General features: G+C 74.1%; 15 protein-coding genes and 1 pseudogene. 7 read left to right on the forward strand and 9 right to left on the reverse strand.

The window, feature by feature from the left end; genetic code table 11:
- Both ACWC91_RS28635 and ACWC91_RS28640 read left to right on the forward strand, forming a co-directional pair.
- Window positions 1-83: pseudogene (locus ACWC91_RS28635) on the forward strand (transposase); the annotation flags it as partial.
- A gap of 164 nt (window positions 84-247) precedes the next feature.
- Window positions 248-1051, forward strand: a complete 804-nt coding sequence (locus ACWC91_RS28640; RefSeq protein ID WP_225078480.1) for an SAM-dependent methyltransferase — start codon at window positions 248-250, stop codon at window positions 1049-1051.
- A gap of 9 nt (window positions 1052-1060) precedes the next feature.
- Here the strand turns inward: ACWC91_RS28640 and ACWC91_RS28645 are convergent, their stop codons facing one another.
- Window positions 1061-2146 carry a WD40/YVTN/BNR-like repeat-containing protein gene (locus tag ACWC91_RS28645; RefSeq protein WP_450644810.1) on the reverse strand — a complete coding sequence of 362 codons (1086 nt, stop codon included), beginning with the start codon at window positions 2144-2146 and terminating at the stop codon, window positions 1061-1063.
- A gap of 284 nt (window positions 2147-2430) precedes the next feature.
- Here ACWC91_RS28645 and ACWC91_RS28650 point away from each other — a divergent pair, with 284 nt between their 5' ends.
- Entirely contained in the window at window positions 2431-3018 is a 588-nt protein-coding gene (locus ACWC91_RS28650) for an Rv1733c family protein (protein WP_450644812.1), read from the forward strand.
- 49 nt (window positions 3019-3067) lie between these two features.
- Here ACWC91_RS28650 and ACWC91_RS28655 read toward each other — a convergent pair whose 3' ends face one another.
- A complete protein-coding gene (locus ACWC91_RS28655) occupies window positions 3068-4825 on the reverse strand; it encodes an acyl-CoA dehydrogenase family protein (RefSeq protein ID WP_450644814.1) in 1758 nt (585 codons plus the stop codon).
- Between the two features lie 73 nt (window positions 4826-4898).
- On the opposite strand from ACWC91_RS28655, the gene ACWC91_RS28660 reads away from it, so the two are divergent.
- Window positions 4899-5648, forward strand: a complete 750-nt coding sequence (locus tag ACWC91_RS28660; RefSeq protein WP_225078484.1) for a PaaX family transcriptional regulator C-terminal domain-containing protein — start codon at window positions 4899-4901, stop codon at window positions 5646-5648.
- Window positions 5649-5715: 67 nt separating this feature from the next.
- Here the strand turns inward: ACWC91_RS28660 and ACWC91_RS28665 are convergent, their stop codons facing one another.
- Both ACWC91_RS28665 and ACWC91_RS28670 read right to left on the reverse strand, forming a co-directional pair.
- Window positions 5716-6519 (reverse strand): pectate lyase, encoded by an 804-nt coding sequence (locus tag ACWC91_RS28665; protein ID WP_450643083.1) that lies wholly within the window; start codon window positions 6517-6519, stop codon window positions 5716-5718.
- 43 nt (window positions 6520-6562) lie between these two features.
- Window positions 6563-7537, reverse strand: coding sequence for a pectate lyase family protein (locus ACWC91_RS28670; protein ID WP_450643081.1), 975 nt, complete (start codon window positions 7535-7537; stop codon window positions 6563-6565).
- A 429-nt stretch (window positions 7538-7966) separates the two neighbouring features.
- Here ACWC91_RS28670 and ACWC91_RS28675 point away from each other — a divergent pair, with 429 nt between their 5' ends.
- The 3 genes from ACWC91_RS28675 to ACWC91_RS28685 all read left to right on the forward strand — a co-directional run bounded on the left by ACWC91_RS28675 (window position 7967) and on the right by ACWC91_RS28685 (window position 15187).
- Window positions 7967-9268 (forward strand): SGNH/GDSL hydrolase family protein, encoded by a 1302-nt coding sequence (locus tag ACWC91_RS28675; protein WP_450643084.1) that lies wholly within the window; start codon window positions 7967-7969, stop codon window positions 9266-9268.
- Window positions 9269-10318: 1050 nt separating this feature from the next.
- Window positions 10319-10858, forward strand: a complete 540-nt coding sequence (locus ACWC91_RS28680) for a hypothetical protein (protein WP_225078488.1) — start codon at window positions 10319-10321, stop codon at window positions 10856-10858.
- Between the two features lie 9 nt (window positions 10859-10867).
- On the forward strand, window positions 10868-15187 hold the full coding sequence (locus ACWC91_RS28685) for an HAD-IC family P-type ATPase (protein ID WP_450643080.1): 4320 nt from the start codon (window positions 10868-10870) through the stop codon (window positions 15185-15187).
- A gap of 225 nt (window positions 15188-15412) precedes the next feature.
- Here ACWC91_RS28685 and ACWC91_RS28690 read toward each other — a convergent pair whose 3' ends face one another.
- From ACWC91_RS28690 to ACWC91_RS28710, 5 genes are all read right to left on the reverse strand, one after another.
- Entirely contained in the window at window positions 15413-16765 is a 1353-nt protein-coding gene (locus ACWC91_RS28690) for an FAD-dependent oxidoreductase (RefSeq protein ID WP_450643078.1), read from the reverse strand.
- 147 nt (window positions 16766-16912) lie between these two features.
- On the reverse strand, window positions 16913-17590 hold the full coding sequence (locus ACWC91_RS28695) for a TetR/AcrR family transcriptional regulator (RefSeq protein WP_225078491.1): 678 nt from the start codon (window positions 17588-17590) through the stop codon (window positions 16913-16915).
- Window positions 17591-17796: 206 nt separating this feature from the next.
- Complete coding sequence (locus tag ACWC91_RS28700; protein WP_225078492.1) at window positions 17797-18495, reverse strand: HAD family hydrolase; 699 nt, start codon at window positions 18493-18495, stop codon at window positions 17797-17799.
- A gap of 75 nt (window positions 18496-18570) precedes the next feature.
- Window positions 18571-19506 (reverse strand): M56 family metallopeptidase, encoded by a 936-nt coding sequence (locus ACWC91_RS28705; protein ID WP_450643075.1) that lies wholly within the window; start codon window positions 19504-19506, stop codon window positions 18571-18573.
- Between the two features lie 105 nt (window positions 19507-19611).
- Window positions 19612-20163 carry a DUF5134 domain-containing protein gene (locus ACWC91_RS28710; RefSeq protein ID WP_225078494.1) on the reverse strand — a complete coding sequence of 184 codons (552 nt, stop codon included), beginning with the start codon at window positions 20161-20163 and terminating at the stop codon, window positions 19612-19614.
- Between the last annotated feature and the right edge of the window lie 154 nt (window positions 20164-20317).

A 20317-nucleotide genomic window follows, 5' to 3' on the forward strand; every position in this document is an offset into this window, starting at 1 on the left:
TCCGCCGCTACATCATCTGGCGAAACAAGCACGCTGCCGACGAACGCCTCCGCAAGGTCGTCAACAGGGCGAACGTTGCCTGATGCGGCACTAGGTCCTGACCGCCCGCGACGTGTGAGGAGCCCGGCCGTGGTCAACGGTCCGGCCGGGAAGGCCAGTTCGCGGCCGCGGGCCGGGCCTGCTGACAACGACGGCCGCCGGCACAGAAGTTGATCATGCCGGCGGTCCCGTGTGCGATGCTCTCCCCATGGCTGATCGAAGCGACTGGGAAAGCACACTGCAGACGGATCGACCCCACTCTGCCCGAGTGTGGAACTACCTGCTCGGCGGCAAGGACCACTACCCGGCGGATAGCGAGACCGGCGACGTGATCCTGCGGATGTTCCCCGGGATCGCGGCGATCGCACGTCAGCAACGGAGCTTCCTGGCGCGGGCGGTGCGGTACCTGGCGGGCGAGGCCGGGATCCGCCAGTTCCTCGACATCGGCACCGGGCTGCCCACCGCGAACAACACGCACGAGGTCGCCCAGAGCATCGCACCCGACAGCAAGATCGTCTACGTCGACAACGACCCCATCGTCCTCGTCCACGCCGACGCGTTGCTGCGCGGCACGCCCGAGGGCGAGTGCGCCTACCTCGACGCCGATGTGCGCGATCCGCGGAAGATCCTCGCCCAGGCGGCCCAGACGCTGGACTTCGACCGGCCCATCGGCCTGATCCTGCTCGGCATCATCGGGCAGCTCCCGGACGAGGAGCAGCCCGAGCGGATCGTGGCCGAGCTGATCGACGCGCTGCCGCGCGGCAGTTACGTGGCCTTCAGCGACGGCACGGACACCAGCGACAGGCTCAACTCGGCCATCACGGCCTACAACGCGCAGTCCGCCAACTCGTACCACCTGCGCTCGCCGGAGCACATCGGAGGCCTGCTGCGGGGGCTGCGTCTGGTCGAGCCCGGTCTGGTCAGGTCCGCCGACTGGCGCCCGGACCCCGGTACGGCGGACATCACCCGCGATCAGGGCCACGCCGTCGCGGCGGTGGGCCTGAAGGAGTAGGAGCTCCTCTCAACCGATGACCGCCGCGCGCACGCAGAGCACGTCGGGCAGGTGCGAGGCCAGTTGCCGCCAGGTGTCGCCGTCGTCCGCCGACGCGTACACCTCCCCGTTGCGATTGCCGAAGTAGACGCCGGCCGGGTCCGCGTCGTCCGTGCACAACGCGTCCCGCAGCACCGTGCCGTAATGGTCCTCCGAGGGCAGGCCCGCCGCGAGCGGCTCCCAGCTCCGGCCCGCGTCCTCGGTGCGGAACACACGGCAGCGGTGGCCCGCGGGCACCCGGTCCGCGTCCGCGTTGATCGGGAAGACGTACGCGGTGTCGCCGCGGTGCGGATGGGCGGCCGCGGCGAAGCCGAACGTCGACGGCAGGCCCTCACCGATGTCCGTCCAGTGCGCACCCCCGTCGTCGCTGCGGTACACGCCCCAGTGGTTCTGCAGGTACAGCCGGTCGAGGTTCTCCGCGTCCTGCGCGACCTTGTGCACGCACTGGCCGAACTCCGGGTTCGGATCCGGCAGGAACACTGCGGACACCCCGCAGTTGGCCGGGGTCCAGCTCACTCCGCCGTCGGCCGTGCGGAACACCCCGGCGGTGGACACGGCGACCGTGACCGCCCGCGGATCGCGCCGGTCCGTCACCACGGTGTGCAGGCCCTCACCGCCGCCGCCCGGCACCCACTTCGACCGGGTGGGGTGCTCCCACAGCGGGCGGACCAGGTCGAAGCTCTCGCCGCGGTCCTCCGAGCGGTACAGCGCGGCCGGTTCCGTGCCCGCGTAGACCACGTCGGGCTCGGCGGCGGCCGGGTGCAGTTGCCACACCCGCTCCAGCGAGGCGCCGGTGTCCTTGGGGAACTTCACGGCGGGGCGGGCCGGCTCGGTCCAGGTGCGGCCCAGGTCGTCGGAGTGGAACACCGAGGGGCCCCAGTGCGCGCTGTCCCCGCCGGCCAGCAGCCGCGGTACGGAGCCGCGGACGTCGATGGCGACCGAGTACACGGCCTGGGCGTTGAAGTGGGGACTGTCGTCGAACTCCCAGACGCCGTCCCGCCGCCGCCCGATGAACAAGCCCTTGCGCGTGCCCACGGCGAGCAGTACCTCGGTCATGCCGATCACCTCCGCGAGGTCTTCGTCCGGACGTCTTTGTCCTGGACACCGGCCAGTGTGCACCCCACCACTGACAGTCCTCTCCGTATCGGCGTCGTCGCAGGTCACAGCGGCATGGCTGGGAGACGGCACCCGATCGCCCCCGCCGTGGGAGCCGGGGACGGCCGGGTCGCGGCACCCATGGCAGGGCCGGGGCGGGGAACCCGGCGTGAGCATCGGGGAGCCCTCCGCCGTATGGGAGGGCGGTCCGGCAGGTCCGTGCGCTCATGAGGAGGATGCCGTCGATGGCGTTCCGTGGTCCGAAGGTGTGGCTGTGGCGGTGGCGCCGCAATCCGCTCAAACGCCGCGCCGACATGGTGGAGGCCTGGGTCGTGCTCGGCGCCTGGGTGCTCGCGGTTGTCGCCGGGGTGCTCGCCGGATGGACGGCTGCCAGGGGCGCGGAGCAGGCCATGGCCCTCGAACCCCTCGCGCGGACGTCCACGGTCGCGCGGGTCACCGAGCAGGTGCCCGGTTCGTCCGCCGGGACCGGCGGGACTCCCGGCACCACCCTCCGGGTGTGGGGGAAGGTGCGCTGGACCACCCCGGACGGCACCGCGCGCACCGGCTGGGCCCGGGTGTGGCCCGGCAGCGCCGTCGGCACCGCGGTCACAGTGTGGACCGACTCCCGGGGCCGGCTGGTGACCGGACCGGCCACGCCCGCCCAGGCCCGCGCCCGGGCCTTGATGTCCGGCGGCCTGGTGGGAGTGGGCGCCGCCGCCGTCCCCCTCGTCACCGGCCGTGCCCTGCGCGCCTGCCTGGAACGCCGTCGCCTGGACCAGTGGGACACCGAGTGGGCCCGCTTCGGCCCGCTGTGGAGCCGCAAGACCTGGTGACCGGCCCCGCGGCTGGCGTGCCGGTGCCTGCAGACGCCCGGCACGGCGCCTAACCCGGAAGTGACCGTTCCAGAATGGCGTCGACGTCTGCGCTGTCCGGCAGGGTGCCGAAGGAGTGACCCCAGTCGCCGCCCAGCCGGGTCGCGCAGAAGGCGTCGGCGACGGCGGACGGGGCGTGCCGCACGAGCAGGGAGGCCTGCAAGGTCAGGGCCATGAGCTCGACCAGACGGCGGGCGCCGGCCGGAGAGGCCTCGCCCAGACCCGCCTCGAGCCGGGTCACGGCCGCGTCCAGGCGGGCGTCGGCGCCCCGGGCCAGGGCGAGTTCGGCGAACAGCGCCTCCGTCGCGCCGGGCTCCCGGCCGAGTGCCCGCAGGACGTCCAGGGCGTTGACGTTCCCCGAGCCCTCCCAGATCGACAGCAGCGGCGCCTCCCGGTAGTGCCGGGGCATGCCGGACTCCTCGACGTAGCCGTTGCCGCCCAGGCACTCCAGGGCCTCCGCCGTGAAGGCGGGCCCCCGCTTGGTGACCCAGAACTTGCCGACCGCGGTCGCGATCCTCCGGAACGCGGCCTCGTCACCCCCGCCGCCCGCGCGCACCGTCCGGTCGGCCGCACCGGCCAGCCGCAGCGTGAGCGTCGTCGCGGCCTCGGACTCCAGGGCCAGGTCGGCCAGCACGTTCCGCATCAGCGGCTGGTCGATGAGCAGCGCGCCGAAGGCGCCGCGGTGCCGCACGTGGTGGCCCGCCTCGACGAGTGTCTTGCGCATGAGCGCCGCCGACATCATCACGCAGTCCAGGCGCGTGCAGGTGACCATCTCGATGATCGTCTTGACGCCCCGGCCCTCGGGCCCGACCAGCCAGGCCACCGTCCCGTCGAACTCCGGCTCGGAGGAGGCGTTCGACCGGTTGCCCAGCTTGTCCTTGAGCCGCTGGATGCGGAAGGTGTTGCGGCTGCCGTCGGGCAGGACGCGCGGCACCAGGAAGCACGACAGCCCGCCCGGAGCCTGGGCCAGCACCAGGAAGACGTCGCACATGGGCGCCGAGGTGAACCACTTGTGCCCGCGCAGGGTGTACACCCCGGGCTCCGCGGTCGGCGTGGCCGTCGTGGTGTTCGTCCGTACGTCCGAGCCGCCCTGCTTCTCGGTCATCCCCATACCCGCCAGCAGGCCCTGCTTCTCGGCCGGCACCCGCAGCCCGGGCTCGTACACCCGGGCGGCCAGCAGCGGTTCGTAGACAGCGGCCAGTTCCGGCTGGGCGCGCAGGGCGGGTACGGCGGCGTACGTCATGGACGTCGGGCAGCCGTGTCCGGCGTCCGTGTGCCCCCACACCAGGCCGCCGGCGCTGCGGGCCACGTGCGCGCCGGGCCGCTCGTCCGCCCAGGGGGCGCCGGCCAGGCCTTCGGTGACCGCCGTCCTCATCAGGTGGTGCCAGGCGGGGTGGAAGTCGACCTCGTCGATCCGGTTGCCGTAGCGGTCGTGGGTGCGCAGTTCGGGCTCGTGCCGGTTGGCCTGGTCGGCCCACTCCTGCGCCTGAACGCTCCCGGCCAGCGCCCCGAGCCGCCGTACGTCCTCCTCGGCCCAGCCCGCGCCCTCACGGCGCAACCCCTCCAGCAGCGCCGCGTCGTCGGACGCGTCGTAGGGCGCCAGGGGAGGGGCCTGGTTGGTGACGGCGTGCGTGGTGTCCTGCCCGTGCGGACGGGGCGGCGGTTCGAGCTGCGCCTCTCCGTCCGGCCGCACCGCCGGTGCCTGCCGCACCTGCCGTGCCCGCTGTGCCTGTCGTTCCTGCTGCTCGTGCGCGAGTGTCGAGGCCATGACACCCATGTTGCACTCTGGCTGCGGTCGCAGCAATAGTGCAACACGCCGGGTGTCCGTACAGTACGTGACCATGAACGCCTCCCAGGAGCCCGCCGTGGCCGGGTTGCGCCCGCTGTCCGCGCGGTCGGTCGTCCTGAGCCTGCTGCTGGGCACGCACCCGCCCGAACTGCCGGTCAAGGACCTCGTGAGGGCGGTCGAACCCTTCGGGATCGGCGGGTCCACCCTGCGCGCGGCCCTGAGCCGGATGGTGGCGGCCGGAGACCTGCGACGCTCCGACACCGTCCACGGCCTCAGCGACCGGCTGCTGGAGCGCCAGCGGCGCCAGGACGCGGCCGTGCACCCCGAGACGTGCCCCTGGGACGGGGAGTGGGAGATGGCCGTCGTGACGGCGACCGGCCGCGAGCCGGCCGAACGCGCCGAGCTGCGCGCCCGGTTGACGGCTCTCCGGCTCGCCGAACTCCGCGAGGGCGTCTGGCTGCGCCCCGCCAACCTGCGCCGACCCTGGCCTGACGGACTGTCTCCGGTGGTCCGGCGTTTCACCGCCCGGCCCGAGGAGCCCGCCGCCGGCCTGGCCGCGCGCCTGTGGCCGGTCGACGACTGGGCGGCGACCGCCCGCACGCTGCTCGGTCTTGTCGCGCGCACGGACCGGCCCGCCGACCGCTTCACCGCCCTCGCGGCCGTCGTACGGCACCTGCTGGCCGATCCCGTGCTGCCCGAGCCCCTGCTGCCCGCGCACTGGCCGGGCCCGGCGTTGCGCACCGCGTACACCGAATGCCGGCGGGAGCTGACCGAGGAGATGCTCGGACGTGCGAGGGGGTGAGCGTACGGCGGTCGCGCGCGGCGCCCTCGGGCGCGCCGCGCGCGACCGCGCTCTCACCGCGCCGGCATCACTTGTACGTGATGTCGGACGCCGTGTACTTGCAGTACGTGCCGTCGGCGTCCGTGCCGCCCTTGGACGGCTCGGCGCCCGTGTTGTTCCCGGTGTACTTCTGGCAGGGGATGATCTTCTTGCCGGAGTCCCCGACGATGGTGATCTTCTTCAGGGAGACGCTGTCCCCGTAGTTGGTGTTGATGCCGGCGATCCGGCCCCCCTTGTAGGTGGCCTCGATCGTGTTGAGGTTGATGGTCCGCTTGTACTGCGTCTTGCAGTTGCCGCACGAGCGGACGAAGGTGCCGAAGTTCTGCACCGCGAAGTTCGACACGTTCAGCGTGCCGGCGCCGTTGAACTGGAAGACCTTGTCGCTGGCCTCCTTCGCGCCGCCGCCGGAGACGGTGTAGACGTTGGAGGACGAGGAGCCGAGGAACGTCGCGGCGTCCTCGCCGACGTCCTCCCACCAGACGTTCTGGAGCGTGCAGCTGCCCAGGCAGTGGATGCCGTCGGCGGCGGGGGAGCCGATGATGACGTTCTTCAGGACGGCGCCGGCGGCCAGTTCCAGGATCGGCTTCTGGTTCTCCTCCTGGCCGCCGGTGCCCAGGGCCCCGCTGCCGTACAGGCGCGTCATCCCGTAGTCCTTGGTGCCGGACACCGAGATGGTGGCGGAAACCGCCTGACTGCCGTTGGCGGTGGGCCAGGTGGCGGCGCTCGCCGAAGGAGCGCCTTCGGTCATGAGCATGGCAACCGAGAGGCCGAGCGCGGCCAGGCCCCCGGTCAGTGCGCGCCGTCGCAGGTGCGGTCGTGCTGCGGACGTCATGTCCTTGTTCCTTCCGTGCGGTCGGGTGATGGCCGGGCGGCGGTCAGATCTTCCCGGTGCCCGCGCCCGCGGTCACCGAGGAGGCCACACCGGAGGCGGCCTCTGCCGTGTAGCTGTACGGAGGGCTGGTGAAGGTGCCGGTCTGCGACACCTCGGTCGCGGCGCCGCCGAGGTCGTTGCCCCGCAGGTTGGCGTAACCGTCCTGCTTGCTGTCCCGGTTGGTGGTGACGGCGACCGACGAGCTGCGGAAGACGTTGTTCTCGACCAGCATCTGGGCGCCCATGCGCGAGTGCACGGCGGCCTCGGCGCCCACGACGTAGTTGTCGTAGAAGTGCCCCGTGCCGAAACGCAGGCTCGGGATGCGGGAGTTGACGTTGTTGAACCAGTTGTGGTGGTACGTCACCCGCAGATGCCCGGTGTCCTCGCTCGCGTTGCTGTCGCTGTGGCCGACCAGCGAGCCCTTGTAGTGGTCCTTGAAGGTGTTCCAGGACACCGTGACGTAGTCGGAGGCGTGCGAGACGTCGAGCAGGCCGTCGTAGTAGTCCTTGCCGTGGTCGCGGTCGGAGGACAGGGAGTTGTGGTCGATCCAGACCTTGGTCGAGCCCTGGACGGTGATCGCGTCCGTCCCGACGGCCTTGCTGATCTGGAGGTTGCGCACGACGACGTTGCTGACGTTCTTCAGGCGCAGCCCGCCGCCGGTGAACCCGGACGACGAACCGACGCCCAGCACCGTGGTGTTGGAGCCGATGTCGACCTGGCCGCTCAGTGGGATCAGGCCGCTCACCTTGATCACCTTGGCGGTGTTGCCGGTCACGGCCGTCTTGAAGTCGCTGAGCGTCGAGACGGTCACCGCCGAGGCGCTGCCGCCGCCGGTCGTGCCGGCGCCGAAACCGACCGGTGAGCTCTCGGCGGCCCCGGCCTGCTGCGGCAGGGCGAGCACCGCGAGGGTCGCGGCCGCGGCGACGGCCGCCGCCAGCGCCGACCTGGGCGCGTGTGGACGTGAGAGGCGAGTTCGCATGCGGATGCTGTCCCTTCGGAAGGACTGGGTGGGGGGTGTATACGAGACCGGGTGAGGTCGTATACGTGAATGTCGAACATCATGTGGAACGACTTGCGTGAGCAGTGTGACTCAGGGGCCTGAAGTAGCGCCTGCCGTTCACGCTGTTGAACGGACCGTAGAGTGCAAGCGCTTTCTAGTCAACGCCTCGCGCAGGTCACATCCGGCCACTCGCGGGTGGAGGGTGAAAGGGTGCCGACGCCGGGTGTGGGAGCGCTTCCATGATGGCCATGTCCATGCCACCATGCAGCAGCGGCGGCCCGCCGGGGGCAGTCCCGCGCGCCTCGGGCCGCCGCCCGCACCCGTCCGATCGCAGCCCCGCACATCCAACGGAGGACGCAAGTGACACCGCCCGGAAGAACCCGCCCCGCCAGAACGCTGCGCGCCGACCTGATCGGCGTGTGCGTCCTGGTGCTGGCCCTCGTCGTCACCGTCTCGGCCGTCACCGCCCTGGTGCGTGGGTCGGACCGGGTGACCGCCGCCGACCGGCCGCCGGCCGCGGCCGCACGGCACTGGGTGAACACCTGGACGGCGATGCCGCAGCTCACCGAACCCGGCAACCTGCCGCCGGCGCCGTTCACCGGCGACCGTGCCGTCCTCGTCGACACCACCGTGCGGCAGACACTGCGCGTCTCCATTGGCGGCCACCGCATCCGACTGCGCTTCTCCAACGCCTTCGGTGACACCCCGCTGTCCCTGACCGCCGTGACGGTGGCGCTGCCGCGCGAGGGCGCGGCCGGAGTCAGCGCCGTCGAGCCGCGTACGACCCGGAAGGTGACGTTCTCCGGGCGGGCGTCGACGACCGTGCCCACCGGGGCCCAGGTCGTCTCCGACCCGCTGGACCTCGACCTGCGCGCCGCGTCCAACCTCACCGTGACGGCTTATCTCGCGGAGGGGCAGCCCTCCCTCGCCCTCACCTCGCACCCGGGTTCGCGTACGACGTCGTACCTCGTCCACGGCGACCACACCCGGGACGCCGACCTGACCGGGGCGACCCCGGTCGACCACTGGTACCTGATCAGCGACGTCGAGGTGGAGGCCAAGGCCTCGACCGAGGCGGTGGCGATCCTCGGCGACTCGCTCACCGACGGGCGCGGCTCCACCACCAACGCCAACGACCGCTGGTCCGACCAGCTCTACGACCGGCTCCGCTCCCGCCCCGCCACCGCGGACCTCGCCGTCCTGAACCAGGCCGCCGGGGGCAACCGCGTCCTGAACGACGGTCTCGGCCCCAATGTCCTCGCCCGCCTCGACCGCGACATCCTCGCGCGCAGCGGCGTCGCCTGGCTGATCGTCTTCGAAGGCGTCAACGACATCGGCACCGCCGAGGCCACCCCGGCCGCCCAGCGCCGGGTCACCGAGGACCTGATCGCCGCCTACCAGCAGATCGAGGTGCGCGCCCACGCCCAGGGCATCCGCGTCTACGGCGCCACCCTGCTGCCGTTCGGCGGCAACGACCCCTACGACGACCCGGCGGGCCTGCGGGAGAAGTCCCGCCAGGCGGTCAACGCCTGGATCCGGGCGAGCGGGCACTTCGACGCGCTCATCGACTTCGACCGCGCGGTGCGCGATCCCGCGCGGCCGAGCCGGCTGCGGCCCGACCTCCACGCCGGGGACTGGCTGCACCTCAACCCGCAGGGCTACGGGCTGCTCGCGGGGGCGGTCCCCGCGGGACTGTTCCGCCACTCCTGACGCGGGGGACGGACGGCTCCGCCGTCGGGCTCTCGGGCGCCCGCCTCGGGGGCGGGCGCCTGTCGGTCTTTCGGGTGGGGGCTCGGTGCGGCGGGTGCGCCCGTGTGGGTGGGGTGTCTGCCGCTCCCCGGGGCTTGCTGTCTTTCGCGTGGGTGGCTCGGCCGTTGTGCTGTCGGGTGTCGGGTGTCGGGTGTCGGGTGTCGGGTGTCGGGTGTCGGGTGTCGGCTTCGGGGCGGGCGCCTGTCGGCCTCTCGGGTGGGGCTCGTTGCGGCGGGTGCGTCCGTGTGGGTGGGGTGCCTGCCGCTCCCCGGGGCTTGCTGTCTTTCGCGTGGGCGGCTCGGCCGTTGTGCTGTCGGGTGTCGGGTGTCGGGTGTCGGGTGTCGGGTGTCGGGTGTCGGCTTCGGGGCGGGCGCCTGTCGGCCTCTCGGGTGGGGCTCGTTGCGGCGGGTGCGCCCGTGTGGGTGGGGTGCCTGCCGCTCCCCGGGGCTTGCTGTCTTTCGCGTGGGCGGCTCGGCCGTTGTGCTGTCGGCTGTCGGATGTCGGGTGTCGGGTGTCGGGTGTCGGGTGTCGGCTTCGGGGCGGGCGCCTGTCGGCCCTTCGGGTGGGCGTTCGGCGCGGTGGTTGCGTCCGTAAGGGCGGGCTCCTTGCCGCTTCCCGGGGCCCGCTGATGCCGGTGTGGGGTGGGCGGCTCGGCCGTTGGGCTCTCGGGCGTCGGCCTTTCGGGCGGGATGTCTGCCGGCCCTGCGGTGGGGTGTGCGGCGGGTTGGTGCGCCCGCAGCCGCAGGGGTGCGGGAGTCGTGCCGGGTGCCCCGTTCCCGAGCGGTTCCGCTGGTTCCGGCGCGGGGACGGGCCGGCTCCGGCCGGCATCCCGCCGGTGCTGCGGGCAGGGTGCCGGCCGGAATTCCGTCCGCGACGCGGAACGTGGCGGACGGCGGAGCCCGGTGGCGTGGACGCGACCCGTGGCGTTCTCTGGGAGAGACGGGGTGACCAGCACGGTTGTGGGCACCCGGTGGCCACGAGGAGTCGATCTCACCCCAGGCGAGGAGAGTCATGGCTGAGCGGAAGTCGTCGTCTGCCCTTGCGGCGCCGCTGCACGGTGCGGCCTCGGTGCTGCGGAAGGTGCCCGGCGCCGAGGCGGTGGGCCGGGCCGCGCAGGGGACGCTGGACAAGGTCGGCGCGGTCTCGCCGCGCGGGCGGCGGCTCGCGGTGTATACCGGAGCCGGAGTGCTCGGTGTCGCCGGAGTGGTGGAGTGGCCGGTGGCGCTCACCGGCGCGGCCGTGGTCTGGCTCACCCAGCCCCGCCCCGAACGGCCCGCCGCCGAGGAACAGACACAGGCACCGGAGCTGCCACCGGCCACCACCGCGGCACGCAAGCCCTCGAAGAAGCGCGGCACGGCCGCCCGGGAGACCGCGCAGGGCGCCGGTACCGGCACCAAGGAGCAGGCGTCCGCCCCGGACACGGACACCGGGCCAGACGAACCGGCGAAGACCAGGACGTCCGGGGCCGGTCGAGGCAAGTCCTCGAAGGGGCAGGCGGCGGCCGCCGGACCCCTCGGCCCGACGGCGCGGCCCGACCGCACCTCCCTCTGAGGACGCGCCATGGTGCTCGGACTGCTGACTGCCCCGTCGGCCGCTGCCCGGCTGATCACCCGGAGGGCCGCACCCGCGGTCGGGGCCGCCGCGGGAGCGGTGGCCGGAACGGCACGGGCCGGCGTACGCGGCGTGGACGCCGCCGCGCGGGTCGTACGTGTCGCCCGCAGCGCGCTGCCCGGCACGGACCGCCACTGGCGGTCCGGCACCCGGGCGCACCTGTCGCTGCGTTCCCTGGACCCCGAGAAGGTGCTGCGCGCGGGCGGGAAGCAACATCTGGCGCGGCACATCGCCACGACGCTCGCCGAACGGCCCGACGTGCTCTTCGCGTGCTGGGACGAGGGTCTGGGGCGGCTGGTCGTCGCCGTGACGGCGGAGGAGGCCGCCGATGAGGTCGTGGACCACGCGGCCGACCTCGCGGCCCGGCACGGACTCGTCCTGGACGGCGACGATCCGGAGGACATCACACATCCGGGGGATCCGGCCGGGGTGCGGGCGGCCGCGGCCACGCTCGCCGCCGACGTGGTGGGCGTGGGCGTCGCACTGGCCTCCTACGCGTTGCGCCTGCCGCCCTCACCGCGCATGGTGACCGCCGCGGTGACACTGCTGCGGGAGAACCCGCACTTCCGTGCCGCGCTGAGCGCCCGGCTGGGCAGGTCCCGTATGGACCTCCTACTCGCCTGCGCGAACGCGGCCGCCCACGGCACCGGCCAGACCCCCACCTCGCTGGTCCTGGACGGTGCGCTGCGCGCCGGTCAACTGGCCGACACGGTGGCCCGCACGGCGGCCTTCGACGCGTTCCACGACCAGCTGTGCGCACCCGGCCGTGTCAGCGTCGCCGCGGACGACACCCCGCGCCCGCCGCTGCGCATCACACCGGCCCAGGAGTACGCCAACCACGCCTCCGCCGGCAGTCTGGCGGGCGCGGCGCTGACCATGCTGGTCAAGCGCAACGGGGCCGAGGCGGCCGAGGCGGTGCTCGCCGGTTCGCCCAAGGCCGCGCGCTACGGACCCGCCGTCTTCCACGCCGTGCTCGGCACGCTGCTCGCCCCGACCGGCGTGCTGGTCCGGGCCCCGGAGCGGCTGCGGCAACTGGAGATGGCCGGCACCGTCGTCCTGCACTCGAGCGCGCTGCGCACCGAGGAGGGGGAGGCGGACCCGTGGGTCGAACCGGTCCTGGACGCGGCACGCCGGGCCGGACTGCGGGTGGTCCTGGTGGACGATCCGGCCCTGGAGGACCTCACCGGCCTCGCCGACCAGGTCGTGGACGCCCGGCGGCCCCTGGACGACGTGGTGTACGGGCTGCGCGACGAGGAGGGCACGGTACTCACGGTCGCCCGGATGCGCTCCGCCGAGGACCACGACGTCCTGGCCGGACTGCGCGGCAGCGACCTCGCCCTCGCCCTCGTGGACGGCGACGCCGCCGTCGTCTGGGGCGCGGACATCCTCGCCCTGCACGGACTGCCCGACGTGTGGCGGGTGCTGACGGCCGTCCCGGCGGCCCGGAGGACCGGCCACCGGGCGCAGACCCTGGCCCGGTCCGGCGCCGCGCTGTCCGGGCTGCTCGTGGCCATCGGCGAGTCCAAGCGCGGGGGCGGCCGCCGTGCCATCCTGCCCGGGTTGCGGCACGCGCCGGTCGACGCCGCGGCGGCCGCCGCCCTGCTGTCCGGGACGCGCGCCGCCTTCGCCGTGGCGGCGGCGCACGCCCCGCACCCGCGACCCCGCGTGCACTGGCACGAACTCGACGCGAAGGAGACCCAAAAGCGGCTGGACCAGGAAGCGGCGGGCCGGCTCACGCCGTTCGAGTGGGCCGCCGCCCAGGTCCGCAAGGCCGTGGCCGGCATCGTCCGGAACCCGGTCCTCGCCCCGGTCCGTTGGACGTACGAGCTGGGGCAGGCCGTGCGCGGCGAACTGCGGGACCCCCTCACCCCGGTCCTGGCCGTCGGCTCGGCGGCCTCGGCGATCCTCGGCTCCGTGGTGGACGCCCTCCTCGTGGTCGGCGCCCTCGACCTGAACGCCCTGGTCGGCGGATTCCAGCGGCTGCGCGCCGAGCGCGCCCTGTCCGGCCTGATCGCCGAGCAGAAGCGCAAGGCGCGCATCGCGCCCCCGGACTCGCAGGCCCCGTCCGGGGCCACCATCACGGTCGACGCCGGGAAGCTCAAGCCGGGCGACGTGATCGAGCTGAAGGGCGACGAGGTGGTGCCCGCCGACGCCCGGCTGCTGTGGGAGGACGGCCTGGAGGTCGACGAGTCCGCGCTGACCGGGGAGTCCCTTCCGGTGGAGAAGCAGACCGACCCGACCCCGCACGCCGCGGTCGCGGACCGCAGCTGCATGGTCTTCGAGGGCACGACCGTGGTGGCCGGGCAGGGCCGGGCCGTCGTGGTCGACACCGGCGAGAGCACCGAGGCCGCGCGCGCCGTGCACCTCGCCGCCCGCACGCCCCCGTCCGCGGGCGTGCAGGCCAGGCTCCAGGAACTCACCCGCAAGGCACTGCCGTTGACGCTGGCGGGCGGAGCCGCGCTGACCGGTATCGCGCTGCTGCGCGGCACCTCGGTCCGCGAGGCGGTCAGCGGCGGCGTGGCAGTCGCCGTGGCCGCCGTCCCGGAGGGCCTGCCCCTGGTCGCCACCGTGGCGCAGCTGGCGGCGGCCCGGCGGCTCAGCCGCGACGGCGTCCTGGTCCGCACCCCGCGCGCGCTGGAGGCGCTGGGCCGGATGGACACCATCTGCTTCGACAAGACCGGCACCCTCACCGAGAACCGGCTGCGCGTGGTGCGGGCGTCCGACGCCGACGGCGAGGTCCATGTGGTGGACGACGAGGCCTCCGCACGCACCCTGCGGTCCGCGGCGCGGGCCTGTCCGCGTCTCAACGGCGACTCGGACCGGCCGGTGCACGCCACCGACGAGGCCGTCCTCGACGCGGCCGGTCCCGACCCGGACTGGGCCGAGCTGGAAGACCTCGGCTTCGAGGCCGCCCGCGGATACGCGGCCGCCGTCGGCCGGGTCGCGGACGGACCCCGCCTGCTGGTCGTCAAGGGCGCCCCCGAGACGGTGCTCCCCGCCTGTCCCGCCCTCCCGGCCCACGCCATCGAGACCTCGCACGCCCTGGCCGGCGACGGGCTGCGGGTGCTGGCGGTCGCGCAGCGGCGGCTCGACGAGCACGAGAGCGAGGAGGACGCACTCGAACGGACGCTTTCGGGCCTGGAGTTCATCGGGCTGCTGGCGCTGTCGGACGTGCCGCGCGACACGTCCATGGCGCTCGTGAGGGGCCTGTACGAAGAGGGTGTACGGCCGGTCATGCTCACCGGCGACCATCCGCAGACCGCCCGGGCGATCGCCACCGAGCTGGGCTGGCCCAAGGACACCACCGTGGTCACCGGCGACGAACTCGCCGCCGCGGACAGGTCGGCCCGCGCCCGGATGCTGCGCGACGCCGGAGTGGTCGCCCGGGTGGCGCCCGAGCAGAAGCTCCAGGTCGTCGAGGCGCTGCGGGACGCCGGCCGGGTGGTCGGCATGGTCGGCGACGGCGCCAACGACGCCGCGGCGATCCGCGCCGCCGACATCGGCGTGGGCATCAACGCCCGCGGTTCCGCGGCCGCGCGCAACGCCGCCGACATCGTCCTGACCGACGACGACCTGACGGTCCTGATCGACGCGATCGGCGAGGGCCGCGCCCTGTGGCACAGCGTCGCCGACGCCATCGCCATCCTGATCGGCGGCAACGCGGGCGAGATCGGCTTCGGCCTGTTCGGCACGCTGCTGTCGGGCACCGCGCCGCTGTCCACGCGGCAGATGCTCATGGTGAACCTGTTCACGGACCTGTTCCCGGCGATGGCCGTGGCGGTGACCCCGAAGGAGGACCCCGAGCAGGCGCGGTCGGCGACGCCGGAGGACGCGGCGGGCTCCGTCCTGGGCGAGGGACTGATCCGGCAGATCCGCCACCGTGCCCTGACCACCTGTCTGGGCGCGGCCACGGCATGGATGATCGGCCGCTGGACACCCGGCACCGCCCGCCGCTCCAGCACGATGGCCCTGTGCGGCGTGGTCGGCACCCAGCTCGCCCAGACCCTCCTCGACCGCCGGGGCAGCACGCTGGTCCGGGTGACGTCCCTGGGCTCCGCCCTGGCCCTCGCCGCCCTGATCCAGACCCCCGGCGTCAGCCGGATCCTGGGCTGCACCCCGCTCGGTCCGGTGGCCTGGGCCGGCGTCGCCGCGGCGATCGCCCTGGCCCTGGCCGGTCAGCGGGTCCTGCCCCGCCTGGAGGAGACCGTCGTACGGCTGCTGCCGGAGGGCGGTCCGGAGTTCGTCCGCGAGCTGGCGGCCGGAGGATGACGGTCGGAGGTCCGGTCCCGCCGGAGCCTGGCGGGACCGGACCCGCTATGGGATTCCCGCGGATACGCACCAGGGCGACCCCGCCCCCTGCCGGGGTGCGATCTTCCGCCGCTGGACAGGAGAACGCCGTTTCGGCTGGCGGTCCCGGACCGGCTCCCAGGGCTGGTGCCTCTCGTTCGGATCACGCCGGGCTCGCGGGCCCTTGCACGATCCGGACGAAAGACCCTAGGCCTGGGAGACCGCGGTGCGGGCCGCCGCCCGCAGGGACTCCCAGTCCGGCAGCTTGACCACGCTGCGCCCGAGGGAGACGCCGAGTTCCGCCTCGGCCCGCTCGATGGCCTGCCAGCCCGCCCACCGTACGGGCTCGACACCCTCGGCACGCAGCACCGGGAGGCTGTCGTCCGGCACCTGCCTGCCCACGAGCCCGGGCGCGTCCTGGAGCAGCGAGGCCACCGTCTCCTTCGCGCACGGCCGGTTGGTGCCGATGACACCCGTGGGACCCCGCTTGATCCAGCCGGCCACGTACTCGCCGGGCGCGACGGCGCCGTCGCGCAGCACGCGCCCGTCCCGGTGCGGCACGGTGCCGGTGCCCGCGTCGAACGGCAGCCCGTCCGGCGGCACTCCGCGGTAGCCCACCGACCGCAGCACCAGCTGGGCCGCGATGTCCTCGTACCGACCCGTCCCGACGACGCCGCCGTGCCCGTCCGGCGCCGTGCGCTCCAGCCGCACCGTACTCACGCGGCCGTCGTCGGCGATCAGTTCGACGGGGCGCAGGAAGAAGCGCAGCCGGATCCGGCGGGCGCCGCCCCTCGGCGGCGTCGCGGCCCAGCCGCGCAGGACCTCGATGTTGCGGCGCTGGGCGGCCGGCAGCGCCGAGGGATCGGCGCAGGCCGGGTCCAGCGCCAGCTCCTCCGGGTCGACGACGACGTCGGTGTCCGGCAGGGCGCCCAGCTCGCGCAGCTCCTTGGTCGTGAAGCGGGCCTGCGACGGGCCGCGCCGGCCCACCATGTGGATCTCGGTCACCCGGCTCGCGGTGAGCGCGGCGAGCGCGGCCTCCGGCATGTCGGTGGGGCTCAGCTCGGCCGCGCCGCGCGCCAGGATGCGCGTGACGTCCACGGCGACGTTGCCCACGCCGACGACGACGGCCGACCGCGCGCCCCGCACGAAACCGCTGTCCACGGAGTCGGGGTGGGCGCTGTACCAGGAGACGAACTGGGTCGCCGACCAGCTGCCCGGCAGGTCCTCGCCCGGGATGTGCAGACGGCGGTCGGTGGCGGCGCCCACGCAGTACACCACCGCGTGGTACAGCTCGCGCAGCCGCGCGGCGGGCAGTCCGCCGGGGCCGCCGACCTGGACGCCGCCCAGGAACCGGACCCGCTCGTGCTCCAGGACCGTCCGCAGGTTGTTCTGCAGGGACTTGATCTTCTCGTGGTCCGGCGCCACGCCGTAGCGCACGAGCCCGTACGGGCACGGCAGCCGGTCGAGGACGTCGACGCGCACCGAGGGGTCCTGCTGGACCAGGCCCTGAGCGGTGTAGCACCCACTCGGCCCCGAGCCGACGACGGCGACACGCAGCACGGCGGAACTCCTTACCCCGATGGATCGCACATGGACCGCAGGAGATCGCTGATGGCTCCAGCATGGCACCAAGCGGACCGCCGGGGGAGGGAGGCCGCGCGGGACCGCCCGCGTGTCGCGGCCCGGATCCGTACGCCGGCCGCCTGGCTACCGCTCCGGCGGGGGCGCCGGGATCCGGCCGGTCGCGAAGAAGCGGGACAGGTCCGTGTCGCAGGAGCCGCCGGGCGGCTGCGCCTCCGGCGGCGCTCCCATGTCCCAGTCGAGCCGGTAGCGCTCGAACAGCTCGGCCCGCAGCACCGGCACCGGCATCGGCGCCCCGGGCACCAGCGCGGCGTAGACGGCGCCCATCAGCAGGGCGCGCAGCATCGGGTAGTCGGCGTCGACGTCCTGCGAACCGCGCCGGGCCACCGTGTCCCGCAGCAGCTCGGAGAGGCGCTGCTGCTCCGGGCACTGCACGAAGCCCTCCTCGAGCAGGATCCCCGCCATGTGCTGGCGCATCAGCACCGGCCGGTCCCGGGCCAGACCCAGGATCGCGTCGACGGCCCGCGCCAGCCGCTCCCGGCCGTCCTCGGTGCGCGGCTCGCGCTCCAGCGCCTCCTGGAGCGTGCGGTGCATCAGCCGGTGCACGGCGGACTGCACCAGCTGGCGCTTGCCGGGGAAGTAGTAGGAGACCAGGCCGCGTGCCGACCCCGCGCGGTCGGCGATGGCGCCGAGCGTCGTCGCGTCGTACCCGTGCTCGCCGACCAGCTCGACCGCCGCCTGGAGGAGCCGCTCCCGGGAACGCCGTCGCAACTCTTCATTGACCGAGGCGCTTCGCGGGGACATGCTGTGACTCCTGCGTTGACTGGCTGCCAGCCAACTATACTCAGCGCGAGCGGACCGGCCCCGGCAGGGGTCCGTCGCGCTGCCGTCCGTCTCGGGCGAAACGGGGGATCGTCCGAGGCGGGCGGACTTTTGCGTACCCGATGCCGTCAAGAGGCTGCCGCCGGGGCCGGGTGGGGGCGCCGGCGGCGCGGCCGTGCGGTGGAGGCTCAGTCCGTCCGGTCGAGCAGGCCGAGGACCGGCAGCAGCGCGTCCGGCCGCCGTGTGACCGGCAGGTGGTCCACGAAGTGCACACCGCAGCCCAGGGCGGCCGCGCCGCCGTCCGCGTGGCGGCTGTCGCCGACCATCAGCACGTCCTTCGGGTCGGCGCCGAGCGCCGCGCAGGCGAGAGCGAACAGGCGCGGGTCCGGCTTCTGGACGCCGTGCTCGTACGACAGCACGTAGGCGTCCACGTACGCGTCGAGGCCGTGGGCGCGGAACACCGGGCGCAGGTCCCAGCCGATGTTGCTCACCACGGCCACCCCGACTCCGCGCTCGTGCAGCGTGCGCAGCACCTCGGCCGCGTCCGGGTAGGGGGCCCAGGCCGGCGGCGTCCTGTGCCGCTCGTACAGCGCGTCGTGCAACGCCGGGTCGGGCAGCGGCACTTGGCGGGACAGGGCGGTGTAGGCGGAGCGGTGCAGTTCGGCGCTGCGGTCCCGGATCTCCCACAGCCCGGCCGCCTCGTCGGGCAGCCGCGCCGGCGGCGCCCCGCCCGGCAGCGCCCCGGCCTCCTCCAGCGCCCGTGCCGTCCGGGCCAACTCTCGCTCGTCAAGCGTGAGTTCAGCCTCGTTCAGGACGGCTCTCAGCCAGGACTCGCAGGACTCGACGCGGAAGAGGGTCCCGGAGAAGTCGAAGAGCACGGCAGCCATGGGCCGATGATGGCCCAACTCCGGGTACCCCGGCCACCGGACACCGGTCACGGACGGGTGGGACGGGTGCCGTTCCTAACCCAGCGCCCTCAAGCCGGGGATCACCGCCACCAGGACCGGTATCACCGGGACGAGGGAGGCGACCGCCGTCAGGCGCAGTCTGCGGGCGGCAGGGAGGCGGTTCGGGGGAGTGAGGAGGCGGTGCACGCGCTGAGGGACGTGCGCCTGGGCGGCGGGGCAGGGGCCGAACACGCCGCGGTGCTCGTTGAGTCCGACCAGGGCGAGGGCGGTCGTCAGGCGGCCGAAGCGGCGTGACGCCATGTCGTCGGCGGCGAGTTCGACCAGGCGGTGCATCTCGTCGCGGAACGCGGCGAACACCGGCACCTGCGGAAAGCCGCCGGCGAGCGCCGCGGAGCAGTGCCGCAGCCAGTCGTGCCGGGCCCGCGCGTGGCCCTGCTCGTGCGCGAGGACGGCGTCCAGCTGCCGCCCCTTCAGGCGGCGCAACGCGGCCGTGGTGATGACCAGCCGGGGCGACGGTCCCGGCAGCCACCAGGCGTCCGGCCGCTCGCCCTCCAGCACCACGAGCCGGTCGGCGCCGGACTCCTCGCCGGGCAGCAGCGGGGCACGGACGAGGAGTTCGGCGCGGCGCAGCCCGCGTCGCGCCCGGGCCCGCACCACCTCGCGAAGCAGCATCGCCGCGCTCCACACCCCGCCGCACGCGAGCGCCACCGCGGTCGTCGGCGCCCAGGCGTCGGCCGTGCCGAGCGCGTACGCCTCCACCACCGAACGCGGAGCCGGGGCGAACACATGGCCGCGCACCGCCTGCCAGGCGGCCGCCGCGCTGAGCGTCATCGACAACGCGCAGCACAGCAGGACCGCGGCGACCACGCACTGCCACACCCACAGCGCGAGCACCGGTTCACGGTCCGGCCAGTCGGCCCGGGCGAGCAGCCGAGGGGCGGCGACGGCGGTCAGGGCGCCGAGCAGCAGCAGGACCGCGGGGACCATCATGCGAGCCACCCTATGAGCGGCCGGCAGCGCCGAGGGTACGGCTCCGCGGCAAAGTGACGCAGACCACGGCTCCGTGGTGCCTGCCCCGCCGTCCCGCCCGGCGGATCACAGGGTCAGCAGCATCGCCACCATCGCGATACCCATCGACAACCGGCACGCCCGTGCCAGTTCCGGACGGTCGCCCCACCCCGTGCCGCCGCGCGCGACGCTCCCCGCCACCGTCCCGGCGGGGACCAGCCGGACGCCGGACAGCAGGACGTATCCGGCGAAGTACAGCAGCAGCGCGCCGGTGAGCGGCGGCACTCCCGCCCCGCCGTGGTGGTGGGAGCCGGGCGACACGGCCATCACCACGGACATGTAGACCATGGCCGCCGCGCCCACCAGGTGGTGCAGGTGGTGCGGGCTCGTCCGCGCCGACCACAGCGAGCGCAGCGCGGTCGCGCCGAAGACCGCCCCGTAGGCCGACCAGGCCCACAGCGGCGGTGTGAACACCGCGGCCGGGACGGCCATGGCGGCCATGCCGAAGCCCATGACCGCCTCGCCGCCCGCGGAACGACGCTGGTCCTCGACGGTGCTGCGCATCCGCAGCAGGCAGTACACCCCGGTCGCCGCGCACAGCGCGACCAGCAGCCAGCCGGGCGAAGTCGATCCGTGCACCCCCCACCTCCCCGCTCGACGGATCACGGCCGCCGCCGGACGGCCGGTCGGTCAAGCGATGCCCGGGGCACGCGGTGCGCACACGAGCGCAAGGGGGTATACGGGGCGCGTTCGGGGAAGCACGTCACGTTACGAGCCGGTGGCGGCGCGCTCA

The sequence above is a fragment of the Streptomyces sp. NPDC001204 genome (assembly GCF_053598035.1).